Genomic DNA, 12,611 nt, shown 5'->3' with positions numbered 1-12,611 from the left:
ATAGACAATGACAATGACAATGACTATGACAAGCGTTGGCTATCATCTGATGACTGGATAGATCGTGCGTTGGAGTCATCCGATGAATAGGGGGGGCAATGACAATGACAATGACTAATTACTAATAAATTATGGACCAAAAAATAAGGATCAAATTAGTATCTTACGACCATAACCTGGTTGATAAATCTTCTGAGAAAATAATCAAAGCTGTAAAACTCACGGGCGCTGTAGTAAGCGGGCCGATTCCTTTACCTACTAAAAAGGAAAAATTTACCGTATTAAGATCGCCGCATGTTAATAAAAAATCCCGTGAGCAATTTCAGCTTTGTACCTATAAGAGGATCGTGGATATATACTCTACCAGCCCCAAAACCGTAGATGCTTTAATGAAATTAGAGCTGCCAAGCGGGGTGGATGTGGAGATCAAGGTTTAAAAAAAGCCAGGAAGGTTTAACAATTTGAAAAAAATATTGGTAATGACAAAGAACCAACGATTTAGCATTGGTTCTTTGTCATTTTTTGTCTATATAAAAAATTATGTTTGGGATGATTGTTTGTATTAAATATAATTTTTATTAACTTTGCAGCCTTTTTTAGTACTCATAAAGAAGTACAAATAAATACCTTTTTAATTATTAATTAAAAAACATGTCAGGCTTAATAGGTAAAAAGATAGGAATGACCAGCATATTTGATGAAGAGGGGAAAAATTTACCCTGTACGTTGGTTGAAGCAGGGCCATGCGTTGTTACGCAGGTTAAGACTGACAAAACAGACGGTTATCAGGCGGTTCAGATTGCCTATGCAGATAAAAAAGAAAAAAACACTACAAGGCCTTTATTGCGGCATTTCAAAAAAGCTGGAACTACGCCCAAAAGGAAACTGGTTGAGTTTAAAAGTTTTGAAAAGAAAGTAAAGTTAGGAGAGGTGCTTTCCGTTGACAAGATCTTTTCAGAAGGTGAAGTTATTGATGTGGTTGGTATTTCAAAGGGAAAGGGTTTTCAGGGCGTTGTAAAACGACATGGTTTTCACGGATCTGGTGGCAAGACGCATGGACAGCACAACCGTCAAAGGCATGCCGGGTCTATTGGTGCCGGATCAGACCCTTCAAGGGTATTTAAGGGGACACGTATGGGGGGCAGAATGGGTAATGAAAGGGTTAAAGTTCAAAATCTAAAAGTTTTAAAAATAATCCCTGATAAAAATGTAATATTGATAAGTGGTGCAATTCCGGGAGCAATAAATTCAATAGTATTGCTGGAGAAAGATCAGGAATCAAGAGTTTCCTTTGTAGAGACGTTGCATGCAACGTCTCTACAAAGGGAAGATATTGAAATAAAAGAAGAGAAAAAAACAAGCGAAATAGAAGTTGCCAGTGGAAAGTCTGAAGTTAAAGAGGAAGGTAAAACTGAACCAAAGCAAATGGGAGGAGAAGTTAAAGAAGAAGAAAAAGGTGAAGTTCAAGAGGAAGTAAAAGATGAAGCTAAAGAAGAAGTTAAAGGATCAAAAGTAATGGATGATAATATAGAAGAGGGGAAATCAAAAGAGGTTGAAGCTGAAAACGAAGATGCAAATCAAAAAGAGGAGAAAACATAAGGGCGTCTCTAAAAACTACATATTTTTTAAAACACACCCCTTGCCCCTCTTGATAGAGGGGAATGTATGGTGTAGTTTTTAGAGATGCCCATAAAAAACAAAACACAGGTTAATCATATAAAAAAGATGCAGTTGCCGGTTTTAAAAATATCAGGAAAAGAAGCAGGCAGAAATGTCACGCTGTCCAAGTCCGTTTTTGACATTGAGCCAAACGATCATGCCGTTTATTTAGATGTAAGGCTATACCGTGCTAATCAAAGGCAGGGAAATAGTAAGACCAAGCAGCGCAGTGAGATTAAAGGTTCTACAAGAAAGATAAAGAAACAAAAAGGGACAGGAACGGCCCGTGCAGGAAGCATCAAATCGCCCATATTCAGGGGTGGCGGCACGGCATTTGGACCTCAACCACGCGATTACGGCTTTAAGCTCAATAAAAAAATGGTAAGATTGGCAAAAAAGTCTGTGTTTTCACATAAAGCGAAAGAAAAATCAATAGCTGTGATTGAGGAATTTAAAATGGATGAGCCAAAAACAGGAGAGTACATGAAAATTCTTGACAACTTATCGTTAGCAGATAAAAAAACCTTACTAATATTACCAGAGAACAATGGCAATATTTGTCTCTCTGGCAGAAATTTACAAAAGGCAAAAATAACTACAGTGAATGAACTTAATACTTATGATCTGCTTAATGCAGACAATTTATTGATCAGTGAAAGCTCTTTAAAGAAAATTGAAGAAAAATTAAAGTAAAAAACCGAAAAAAGGTGTTCATGTGTTCATGGGAATCAACGTGAACTCATGAACACTTGAACACATTTTCATTATGAATATCCTGCTAAAACCAATGATTACTGAAAAAGCTACTGCATTAACTGAAAGCGGTACGTACAGCTTTATGGTAGATAAGAATGCTAATAAAATACAGATCAAGAATGCAGTTGAAAAAATGTATGGAGTTACGGTTGAAAAAGTAAGGACTGTCAATCACCATGGAAAGAAAAAAACAAGACAAACAAAAACGATAAATACTGTTGGAAGAACACCATCTTACAAGAAAGCTTATGTAATGCTTACAAAAGGTGAGATGATAGATTTTTATAGCACAATTTAATCCTTAATTGCATAAATTAACATAATGAGTATCCGTTTGTTTATACCTAACTGTTTTATTGACTGCATGGCTGCATGATTGCATGGATGCATGCATGCATCCATGCAACCATGCAATCATGCTAAGTAAAACTATTAGGTATAAAAAAGGGACAGTCATGTAACCTTTATTTATGCAACTAAGCACGAGTTATGGCTGCAAAGAAATTAAGACCGGTTACACCAGGACAGAGATTCAGGATTGCACCGCAATTTGATACGATCACCTCTGTAATTCCTGAAAAGTCTCTGTTGGCTCCTATCAAAAGTAGTGGTGGTAGAAACAATACCGGTAAAATGACAGTACGAAACCGTGGCGGAGGACATAAAAGGAGATACCGGATCATTGATTTTAAAAGAAATAAATTTGATATTCCAGCTGTTGTAAATACTATTGAATATGATCCGAACAGATCGGCCAGAATAGCATTATTAAACTATATTGATGGTGAAAAAAGATATATAATTGCTCCGGAGGGATTAAAAACCGGACAAACTGTGGTGTCTGGCAAAGGCATTGCACCCGATTTGGGTAATGCTTTGCCTATGTCTGAAATACCTTTAGGTACAATTATTCACAATATTGAATTAAAACCTGGTAAAGGTGCTGCATTAGCCAGGAGTGCTGGCAGTTATGCACAATTATTAGCGAGAGAGGGGAAATATGCAACTATTAAGCTACCCTCCGGAGAAATGAGGATGGTTTTAATAACTTGCTTTGCTACTATTGGGTCGGCATCAAACGCTGACCACATGAATATTACCCTGGGAAAAGCAGGGAGAAACAGATGGTTAGGCAGAAGACCCCGTACCAGGGGAGTTGCTATGAACCCTGTTGACCATCCTATGGGTGGGGGTGAAGGTAAAGCCTCTGGCGGTCACCCGCGTTCACGAACGGGTTTATATGCCAAAGGGTTTAAAACCAGGAATAAGAAAAAATATTCCAACAGGCTTATAATTAAGAAAAGAAAATAAACCAGAACCCAGTAACCAGAGCCCAGTAACTGTTCATTAAGAGTACAAAGGATAGATTTAAATATCAGTTTATTTAAAACATTGTAATTCCAATACGTTAAATTAAAATGGCACGCTCTTTAAAGAAAGGACCTTATATTGATTACAGACTTCTTAAAAAAATACAAAAAATAGAAGAGTCGGGTAAAAAATCTGTGATCAAAACGTGGTCACGGAGATCAATGATCTCACCTGATTTTGTTGGACATACGTTTGCCATTCATAATGGTAATAAATTTATTCCGATATATGTGACCGAAAATATGGTTGGTCATAAGCTAGGTGAATTTGCACCTACCAGAAATTTTAAGGCTCATTCTGCAAAAAAGGATAAGGGTGTAAGAAAAGAGGGAAGAAAGAAGTAAGATGTCACCCTGTCGGGTGGGATGATGAAGATTGTTGAGCAGAAATCCCGATGATAACCGGGGAAAAGTGGTAGTTGGTATTGGATTATCAATTTAAAATATAAAATTAAAAATGGAAGCCGTTGCCAGATTGAGAAAAGTTCCTACATCTCCCCGTAAGATGCGGTTTGTTGCAGATCTTATAAGAGGAGAGCAGGTCAACAGGGCTTTGAATATTCTTAAATTTGAGCCAAAACAGGGTACAGAAAGACTTGAAAAACTTTTGCTTTCGGCTATCGCAAACTGGCAGCAAAAAAATAGTGATATCAAATTAGAAGATGCGGAACTTTATATAAAAGAAATCAGTGTAGATAGTGGCAGGATGCTGAAAAGATTCAGACCTGCACCTCACGGGCGAGCGAATAGAATAAGGAAAAGGTCTAACCATGTCACCTTGGTAATTGATAGTTTGGCTTTGGATAAAAAAAAGGATAATAACGGGCAAAAAGATAATAAGGAAAAAATTGAAAAAAATAAGAAATAATGGGACAAAAATCTAATCCGATCGGAAATAGATTGGGTATTATTAAAGACTGGGAATCTACTTGGTATGGCGGCAAAAATTTTGCCGAGAAATTGATTGAGGATGAGAAGATTCGCCAGTATATTTATGCAAGATTGCCTAAGGGCGCTATTTCTAAAATTATTATTGAAAGGTCTTTAAAAAAGGTCATTTTAACAATTAATACCGCCCGTCCGGGTGTTGTAATTGGTAAAGGAGGTACAGAAGTAGATAAGATCAAAGAGGAGTTAAAGCGTCTGACAAAAAAGGATATTCATATTAATATCTTTGAAATAAGACGGCCTGAATTAGATGCCAGATTAGTTGGCGAATCTATTGCTCAGCAAATAACTTCTCGTATTTCATACCGAAGAGCGATGAAACAGGCTATTGCATCTTCAATGAGAGTTGGAGCTAAAGGGATCAAGATAAAAGTTTCAGGCAGATTAGGCGGTGCTGAGATGGCCCGCACCGAAGAGTATAAAGAAGGAAGAATACCACTGCATACATTAAGGGCTGATATAGATTATGAAGTTTTTCCTGCCCATACCGTTTATGGGACAATTGGGATTAAAGTTTGGATTTATAAGAAAGAGATATTTGGAAAGAGAGACTTGTCATCTAATGAAGGTGCTCCCTTTGCATCAGGAGCAGAGGGCCATAGAGGTAAAAGAGAAAGAGGTGGAAGAAGAAGAGGAAAGCATAGATAATTGAATTGTGAAAGTTACATGTTAACAAACGAGAGATGTTACAACCAAAAAAAACAAAGTATAGAAAAAAACAAAAAGGGAGGATAAAAGGCTTGGCGGAAAGAGGGCATACCATTGCTTTTGGTTCTTTTGGGATAAAAACATTGGAACCTGCCTGGATCACTGCACGACAGATTGAAGCTGCCCGTATCGCAGTGACAAGGAAAATGAAAAGAGAAGGACAGGTTTGGATAAGGTTATTCCCTGATAAACCTTTAACGAAAAAACCTGCTGAAGTGCGTATGGGCAAAGGTAAAGGTGCACCTGAATCATGGGTGGCGGTGGTGAAACCCGGAAGAATCTTATTTGAGATCGATGGGATTACTCTTCAGCTCGGTAAAGAAGCATTGCGCCTTGCTGCACAAAAATTACCGGTTAGAACAAAATTTGTGGTTCGCAGAGATTACGTTGAATAAAACGTTTTAAATATAAACAGATGAAAAATTCTGAAATAAGGCTGCTAACGTTAGAAGAATTAAAGGAAAAGATTATCACCGAACAAGATACGTTGCAAAGGCTAAAATTTTCTCATGCTATTACTCCAATAGAAAACCCTATGAGAATAAAAGTAACTAAAAGATTGATAGCACAACTTAAGACCGAATTGAACACAAAACAACTAAAATGGAAAAAGACAAACCAACAAGAAATCTTAGAAAGGAAAGAGTAGGCACTGTTAAAAGCAATAAAATGCAAAAAACCATTACTGTTCATATAGAACGGAGGGTAAAACATCCTATGTATGGGAAGTTTGTGAAGAAATCTACAAAGCTATTGGCTCATGATGAGAAGAACCAGTGTACTGTGGGAGACAAAGTAAAGATCATGGAAACAAGACCTCTCAGTAAAAGAAAGCGTTGGAGATTGGTAGAAATAATGGAAAAAGCTAAATAAAAACAGTTATTGGTTTGTTAGTTAAAAGTTATAGTTGAATTGTTGTTAGTTTTAGTTATTCAGTTAACTGGTAAACTAAAAACTAAAACCAAAAACCAAATAACTATAACTAAAAACTCAAAACCAGAAACTAAATAATGATCCAGCAGGAATCAAGATTAAAAATCGCAGATAATAGTGGGGCAAAAGAAGCGCTCTGTATTCGTGTTTTGGGAGGAACCCGCAAAAGATATGCTTCTGTGGGCGACAAGATCGTTGTTACGGTAAAATCTGCTCTTTCAACCAGTGATTTAAAAAAAGGCACGATATCAACAGCTGTTGTAGTAAGAACTAAAAAAGAGATTCGCAGAAAAGATGGCTCTTATATCAGGTTTGATGATAACGCAGCCGTTTTATTAGGTCAGGCTGATGAGCCAAGAGGTACGCGTATTTTTGGCCCTGTTGCACGTGAATTACGTGAAAAAAATTTTATGAAAATTATTTCTTTAGCGCCTGAAGTACTATAAAAAAACGCAATGCGTTCTGCGCTATGCTTTTAGATTATGAAACGAAAAAAAAATAAACAACCTAAGTTATATATTAAAAAAGATGACAATGTTAAGATCATTGCCGGTAATAATAAGGGAAAGACCGGCAGGGTACTTAAAATGTTTCCAGCACAAAGGCAGGCGATCATTGAAGGAATTAGTATGGTTTCAGCGCATATGAAAAAAAGTGAAAATAATCCTGTTGGCAAAATTGTTAAAAAAGAAATGCCAATTCATATTAGTAACATAATGCTTATTGACCCTGCCTCGGGAGACCCAACCAGGGTAGGTCGTAAAATCAATAAAGACGGTAAACTACAACGATATTCCAAACAAACCGGAGAATTTATTAAAGAATAAAAGAACATAATTCAATTAAAAATGGCCGCCCCAAGGTTAAAAGAGAAATTTTATAAAGAAATTGTGCCTGCGTTGAAAGAGAGGTTTCAATATAAAACCCACATGCAGGTTCCCAGGATAGAGAAGATCTGTATCAATAAAGGTATTGGCATTGCTGTTGCTGACAAAAAGCTTATTGATGCCGGAGTTGAAGAATTATCTCAAATAACCGGACAACGAGCGGTTCCTACAGCAGCTAAAAAATCGATCTCAAATTTTAAACTGCGTGATGGCATGCTAATCGGTACCAAGGTAACATTGCGCGGTGATAAAATGTATGAGTTTATGGACAGGCTTGTCACGGTTGTCCTGCCCCGTGTCAGAGATTTCAGGGGCATATCTGCCAAAGGATTTGACGGGAGGGGCAACTATACATTGGGTGTGAAAGAGCAAATAATATTTCCCGAGATAAGCATTGATAAAGTAAACAGGATTACAGGTATGAATATCACCTTTGTTACATCTACCAATGATGATAAAGCGAGTATGGAATTATTGAAAGAAATGGGGATGCCGTTTGAGAAGTAAATCAGAGCATGAAACTAAAAAAGCGAATATTAATTAATTAAGTATAATTATTAATTAAAAATTACCAAATCAACCACTATGGCAAAAACATCAGTAAAAGCACGTCAGATTAAAAGAGAAAAAATGGTTGCAAAGTACGCAGCCAGAAGAGCCGAATTAAAGAAAAAAGGCGATTGGGAAGCGCTTGATAAATTACCCCGTGATTCTTCAGCCGTGAGATTACATAACAGGTGCCAGCTTACAGGCAGGCCAAGAGGTTATTTACGAAGATTCGGCATTTCCCGTATTGCTTTCAGAGACCTGGCAAGTAAAGGTAAGATCCTTGGTGTTACTAAAGCAAGCTGGTGAACATTCATTTAGTGATTTATGATTTGAATACAAATTTCATTTAAACATTGAAATTCCGATACTATAAACCATGACTGATCCAATAGCAGATTATTTAACCAGAATCCGTAATGCCATCAAGGTTAATCACAGGATTGTTGAAATCCCCGCTTCAAATTTGAAGAAGGAGATGACAAAAGTATTGCATGATAAAGGGTATATCCAAAACTTTAAATTTGAAAATGCCCCTCCGCAGGGTAGTATAAAAATAGCTTTAAAATACGATCCATTGACAAAATTGCCGGCAATTGCCAGCCTTAAGCGGATCAGTAAGCCCGGCTTGAGAAAATATACAAATGCTGACAAATTACCCCGGGTGCTCAATGGCCTTGGTATTGCTATTCTTTCTACTTCCAAAGGTGTTATCAGTGATAAAGAAGCAAGAAAACTGAAGATTGGGGGAGAAGTATTGTGTTATGTGTATTGACATAATAATAATTTTTATTAATTTTGCACTCCCGATTTATATCAGGAGTAGTAATCCCTTGTTTATAACCTATTACGATGTCAAGAATTGGAAAACAACTCATTAAAATGCCCGAAGATGTAGAACTTTCTGTTTCTGCAAACAATGAGGTAGTTGTAAAAGGCCCTAAAGGTACTTTAAGCCAGGTTGTAGATAGAGATATGAAGGTTAATGTTAATAACGGTGAGGTCGTAGTAGAAAGACCCACTGAACAGAAACGGCATAAAGCTATGCATGGCCTGTATCGTTCGCTTATCAATAATATGGTTGTTGGAGTAACTGAAGGTTATAAAAAAGAATTAGAATTGGTAGGAATTGGTTATAAAGCAATGTGTACGGGAAATGTGTTAGAATTGAGCCTGGGTTATTCGCATAGTATCATTTTTGCTGTGCCTGAAGAAGTTACGGTCAATGCAGTTACCAAAAAAGGAAAAAATCCAATAGTTACACTCGAAAGCATTGACAAGCAATTACTCGGACAGATCGCTGCCAAAATCAGATCACTGAGAAAAGTAGAACCTTATAAGGGTAAAGGGATAAGGTATGTTGGTGAGGAAGTGAAAAGAAAAGCTGGTAAGACTTAAATAGCACATAAAAGAGCATAGTGCATAGAGCAAAGAAAAGAACAAAGTTCTTTATGCTATGTGCTTTGCGCTCTATAAATCAATTAAACGGATGCCGGTTAAAAAACAGTTACGTAGATTACGAATAAAAAAGGGGATCAGAAAGAAAATATCAGGTACGGCTGATATTCCGAGACTTTCTGTATTTAGAAGTAATAAGGATATTTATGTCCAGCTAATTGATGATGTTGCCGGTCGTACTCTTGTTAGTGTTTCTTCAACAGAATTGTCGTCAAAAAAGGGTACGAAAACGGAAATATCAAAAGCTACGGGTAAACAATTAGCCCAAAAAGCTGTCAAAAAAGGAATATCTAAAGCTGTTTTTGACAGAGCAGGGTATCTTTACCATGGAAGAGTAAAAGCTTTGGCTAAAGGAGCCAGGGAAGAAGGGCTTAAATTTTAAAAATTTATTTTATGTCAATTGTTAACATCAGAAAAGTAAAAGCAAGCGAAATAGACCTTACAGATAAGGTTGTTGCTGTTAGACGTGTAGCCAAAGTAGTAAAAGGCGGACGAAGATTTGGATTTTCTGCCGTTGTGGTTGTGGGTAATGGAAATGGCGTAGTCGGATATGGCCTGGGAAAAGCCAGAGAAGTTGCTGATGCTATCACCAAAGGTATAGATGACGCCAAGAAAAGCCTGGTCAAAATTCCTGTAGTGAAAGGAACGATACCACATGCTATGGATGGTAAATATTGTGGTGCAAAAATAATGTTGAAACCTGCTTCGCCTGGTACCGGTGTTATTGCAGGAGGCGCGATGAGGGTTGTGCTTGAAAGTGCCGGGATTAAAGATTGCCTGGCAAAGTCCAAAGGCTCATCCAATCCGCATAATGTGTCCAAAGCAACATTTGAAGCCTTGACCAAGCTGCGAGATCCCTATACCATTGCACAGCAAAGAGGCATTTCGTTCAGTAAGTTATTTGACGGCTAAATAAGAAATTACGAATGACGAAATTCGTACTTCGTAATTCGGATTTCGATTTTCGGATTTCGAGTTTCGTATTTCGAGTTTCGTATTTCGAGTTTCGTATTTCGTAATTCGTCATTCGTACTTCGTAATTCGTACTTCGTCATTCGTATTTCGTACTTTATAAGATGTCAAAAGTAAAAATTACTCAAATAAGAAGCATTATTGGCAGGACCGAAAGGCAAAAAAGAACCATTCAAGCATTAGGTTTGGGGAAAATCAACAAAAGTGTAGAAGTTGAGAATACACCACAAATTGCGGGCATGATAAATAAAGTTGCCCATTTAATTAAAGTTGAAGGGAATTAGAATATTTATAAAATGAATTTAAGCACATTAAAACCGGCTAAAGGCTCTGTTAAAACAAGAAAAAGAATAGGAAGAGGGCAGGGGTCTGGCAGAGGCGGTACTTCAACCAGGGGGCATAAAGGCGCTCAATCAAGGTCTGGCTACTCCCGGCAGAGAGGATTTGAAGGCGGTCAAATGCCTCTTCAAAGAAGAATTCCAAAATTCGGCTTTAAAAACCCTAACAGGATAGAATATAAAGTGATAAACCTGGATACCTTGCAAGAACTAATTGATAGAACTTCAGCTAAAGAGGTCACCCCTGAATTATTAAAGCAGCATGGTTTTATGTCATCCAATGACTTGATCAAGATTTTGGGAAGAGGTAATATAAGTGCAAAAATTGATGTAAAAGCCCATGCATTTTCAACTTCTGCAAAAGCTGCTGTCGAAAAAGCCGGAGGTAAAGTAACCAAAATCCAAAAAAGTTGACAGTAGACAATAGACAAAAGACAAATAGACAATAAACAAGACAATTGCAATCAAGTTATAATAGAATATTATGTAAATATATTTCTGAAAAAACTAAAAATGATTGGTTTGAAAAAGAACACGAGATTGGTAAAATGTTAAATCATATGATAAATTATCCTGAAAAATATACACGTAAAAAAAACAATTAATCTATTGTCTTATTGTCCATTGTCTACTGTCTATTGTCTACTGTCTATTGTCTACTGCCTATTGTCAATTGTCAACTTATTATTATAAGCGCCTGATTTATGAAGAAGTTCATAACTACCATAATAAACATTTTTACGATTGAAGAACTCAGAGGTCGGATCATTAATACTATAGGGTTTTTGGCTATTTTCAGGCTTGGCTCATTTATTGTTTTACCAGGAATAGATCCGAGTGTTATTGCGGCTCAAGGTCCGGCAGAAGGGATCCTGGGATTTTTAGATACTTTTTTAGGTGGTGCATTTAACAGGGCTTCCATTTTTGCATTAGGCATCATGCCTTACATATCAGCTTCAATCGTAATGCAATTGCTCACCGTTGCTGTGCCCTATTTTCAGAAATTACAAAAAGAGGGGGAGTCCGGAAGAAGAAAAATTACACAAATTACACGTATTTTAACAATTGGTATATGTTTAATGCAGTCTGTTGGCTATATTACCGCCACAATTCCACAAGAGGCAATATTGATAGAAAACAGGGCATTTTTCAGCTTTTCATCTATGATAATTCTGACCTCCGGTACCATGTTTTGTATGTGGCTCGGTGAAAGGATTACAGATAAGGGTATCGGAAATGGTATTTCAATGCTCATAATGATTGGGATCATCTCAAGGTTTCCGGGAGCTATAGTTGCCGAAGGTGCTACAAGAGGTTTAGATGGGGCTTTAATGTTTGTTATTGAGCTGGTTGCGTTTTTTTTCGTAGTGATGGCAGTTGTACTATTGACAACAGCTACAAGAAAAATCCCGGTTCAATATGCTAAACAGGTAGTTGGAAACAAGGTGTATGGAGGTCAAAGACAATACATCCCTCTGAAAGTGAATGCTGCCGGTGTAATGCCTATTATCTTTGCTCAGGCATTAATGTTTTTGCCCGTGATGCTTGCCGGAATATGGGCAGATACCAGTGATATTGCAGGCTCTATCGGGGCTGCTTTTGGTGACTTTACTTCCTGGCAATATAGTTTAACGTTCGGTATCTTAATCATCGTCTTCACATACTTTTACACTGCAATCACTATTAATCCTAATCAGATAGCAGACGATATGAAACGAAATGGCGGATTTATTCCGGGTGTTAAACCTGGTAAACAAACATCAGAATTTATTGATACAGTTTTGACCCGCATCACACTTCCCGGATCAATATTCCTGGCGATTGTTGCCATAATGCCGGCTTTTGCCAGTCTTTCTGAAGTAAGCCGGGAATTTTCACAATTTTATGGTGGCACTTCCTTGTTGATCATGGTAGGAGTGATCCTGGATACATTGCAGCAAGTAGAAAGCTATTTGTTAATGAGGCATTATGAAGGTATGATGAAATCAGGTAGATTAAAAGGACGTACACAAAACGTTGCTGGAACATAAATCTCG

The 12,611-nt window shown here is 37.3% G+C and carries 22 protein-coding genes; all 22 read left to right on the top strand.

The genetic code is table 11. The annotated features are described in order from the left end of the window. The first annotated feature begins 131 nt into the window (after positions 1-131). The 22 genes from rpsJ (at position 132) to secY (ending at position 12,605) form a co-directional block, all read left to right on the top strand. Positions 132-437: a 30S ribosomal protein S10 gene (rpsJ, locus tag FVQ77_03870; protein MBW8049476.1), complete on the top strand. Its 306-nt coding sequence runs from the start codon at positions 132-134 to the stop codon at positions 435-437. A 214-nt stretch (positions 438-651) separates the two neighbouring features. Next, positions 652-1,599: a 50S ribosomal protein L3 gene (locus FVQ77_03865; GenBank protein ID MBW8049475.1), complete on the top strand. Its 948-nt coding sequence runs from the start codon at positions 652-654 to the stop codon at positions 1,597-1,599. A 126-nt stretch (positions 1,600-1,725) separates the two neighbouring features. After that, positions 1,726-2,352, top strand: coding sequence for a 50S ribosomal protein L4 (gene rplD / locus FVQ77_03860; GenBank protein ID MBW8049474.1), 627 nt, complete (start codon positions 1,726-1,728; stop codon positions 2,350-2,352). A 73-nt stretch (positions 2,353-2,425) separates the two neighbouring features. Continuing rightward, on the top strand, positions 2,426-2,713 hold the full coding sequence (locus FVQ77_03855) for a 50S ribosomal protein L23 (GenBank protein ID MBW8049473.1): 288 nt from the start codon (positions 2,426-2,428) through the stop codon (positions 2,711-2,713). Between the two features lie 191 nt (positions 2,714-2,904). Next, positions 2,905-3,726, top strand: a complete 822-nt coding sequence (rplB, locus tag FVQ77_03850) for a 50S ribosomal protein L2 (protein MBW8049472.1) — start codon at positions 2,905-2,907, stop codon at positions 3,724-3,726. 107 nt (positions 3,727-3,833) lie between these two features. Continuing rightward, positions 3,834-4,130 carry a 30S ribosomal protein S19 gene (gene rpsS / locus FVQ77_03845; GenBank protein ID MBW8049471.1) on the top strand — a complete coding sequence of 99 codons (297 nt, stop codon included), beginning with the start codon at positions 3,834-3,836 and terminating at the stop codon, positions 4,128-4,130. 112 nt (positions 4,131-4,242) lie between these two features. Next, entirely contained in the window at positions 4,243-4,653 is a 411-nt protein-coding gene (locus FVQ77_03840) for a 50S ribosomal protein L22 (protein MBW8049470.1), read from the top strand. Continuing rightward, positions 4,653-5,381 (top strand): 30S ribosomal protein S3, encoded by a 729-nt coding sequence (rpsC, locus tag FVQ77_03835; protein MBW8049469.1) that lies wholly within the window; start codon positions 4,653-4,655, stop codon positions 5,379-5,381. The genes FVQ77_03840 and rpsC overlap by 1 nt, the downstream gene beginning before the upstream one ends. Positions 5,382-5,416: 35 nt before the next feature. After that, complete coding sequence (rplP, locus tag FVQ77_03830) at positions 5,417-5,836, top strand: 50S ribosomal protein L16 (GenBank protein ID MBW8049468.1); 420 nt, start codon at positions 5,417-5,419, stop codon at positions 5,834-5,836. 20 nt (positions 5,837-5,856) lie between these two features. After that, positions 5,857-6,090 carry a 50S ribosomal protein L29 gene (locus tag FVQ77_03825; protein ID MBW8049467.1) on the top strand — a complete coding sequence of 78 codons (234 nt, stop codon included), beginning with the start codon at positions 5,857-5,859 and terminating at the stop codon, positions 6,088-6,090. Then, on the top strand, positions 6,045-6,314 hold the full coding sequence (gene rpsQ, locus FVQ77_03820; protein ID MBW8049466.1) for a 30S ribosomal protein S17: 270 nt from the start codon (positions 6,045-6,047) through the stop codon (positions 6,312-6,314). The genes FVQ77_03825 and rpsQ overlap by 46 nt, the downstream gene beginning before the upstream one ends. Positions 6,315-6,451: 137 nt before the next feature. Then, positions 6,452-6,820 carry a 50S ribosomal protein L14 gene (rplN, locus tag FVQ77_03815; protein ID MBW8049465.1) on the top strand — a complete coding sequence of 123 codons (369 nt, stop codon included), beginning with the start codon at positions 6,452-6,454 and terminating at the stop codon, positions 6,818-6,820. Positions 6,821-6,856: 36 nt separating this feature from the next. Beyond that, on the top strand, positions 6,857-7,201 hold the full coding sequence (locus tag FVQ77_03810; protein ID MBW8049464.1) for a 50S ribosomal protein L24: 345 nt from the start codon (positions 6,857-6,859) through the stop codon (positions 7,199-7,201). Positions 7,202-7,222: 21 nt separating this feature from the next. Continuing rightward, entirely contained in the window at positions 7,223-7,768 is a 546-nt protein-coding gene (gene rplE / locus FVQ77_03805) for a 50S ribosomal protein L5 (protein MBW8049463.1), read from the top strand. 78 nt (positions 7,769-7,846) lie between these two features. Further along, positions 7,847-8,116: a 30S ribosomal protein S14 gene (gene rpsN, locus FVQ77_03800; GenBank protein ID MBW8049462.1), complete on the top strand. Its 270-nt coding sequence runs from the start codon at positions 7,847-7,849 to the stop codon at positions 8,114-8,116. A gap of 70 nt (positions 8,117-8,186) precedes the next feature. Continuing rightward, positions 8,187-8,582 (top strand): 30S ribosomal protein S8, encoded by a 396-nt coding sequence (gene rpsH / locus FVQ77_03795; protein ID MBW8049461.1) that lies wholly within the window; start codon positions 8,187-8,189, stop codon positions 8,580-8,582. 77 nt (positions 8,583-8,659) lie between these two features. Beyond that, complete coding sequence (locus FVQ77_03790) at positions 8,660-9,205, top strand: 50S ribosomal protein L6 (protein MBW8049460.1); 546 nt, start codon at positions 8,660-8,662, stop codon at positions 9,203-9,205. A 91-nt stretch (positions 9,206-9,296) separates the two neighbouring features. Continuing rightward, positions 9,297-9,647: a 50S ribosomal protein L18 gene (locus FVQ77_03785; GenBank protein MBW8049459.1), complete on the top strand. Its 351-nt coding sequence runs from the start codon at positions 9,297-9,299 to the stop codon at positions 9,645-9,647. Between the two features lie 11 nt (positions 9,648-9,658). Next, positions 9,659-10,177 carry a 30S ribosomal protein S5 gene (locus FVQ77_03780; GenBank protein MBW8049458.1) on the top strand — a complete coding sequence of 173 codons (519 nt, stop codon included), beginning with the start codon at positions 9,659-9,661 and terminating at the stop codon, positions 10,175-10,177. Positions 10,178-10,341: 164 nt separating this feature from the next. Then, positions 10,342-10,521: a 50S ribosomal protein L30 gene (gene rpmD / locus FVQ77_03775; protein MBW8049457.1), complete on the top strand. Its 180-nt coding sequence runs from the start codon at positions 10,342-10,344 to the stop codon at positions 10,519-10,521. A gap of 12 nt (positions 10,522-10,533) precedes the next feature. Continuing rightward, positions 10,534-10,989, top strand: coding sequence for a 50S ribosomal protein L15 (locus FVQ77_03770; protein MBW8049456.1), 456 nt, complete (start codon positions 10,534-10,536; stop codon positions 10,987-10,989). A gap of 290 nt (positions 10,990-11,279) precedes the next feature. Further along, complete coding sequence (gene secY, locus FVQ77_03765; protein MBW8049455.1) at positions 11,280-12,605, top strand: preprotein translocase subunit SecY; 1,326 nt, start codon at positions 11,280-11,282, stop codon at positions 12,603-12,605. Positions 12,606-12,611 lie beyond the last annotated feature (6 nt).

Source organism: Cytophagales bacterium (assembly GCA_019456305.1).
GTDB lineage: Bacteria > Bacteroidota > Bacteroidia > Cytophagales > VRUD01 > VRUD01.
The sequence above is the reverse complement of the archived record's forward strand: the minus strand, read 5'-3'. Positions and strand labels throughout refer to the sequence as shown.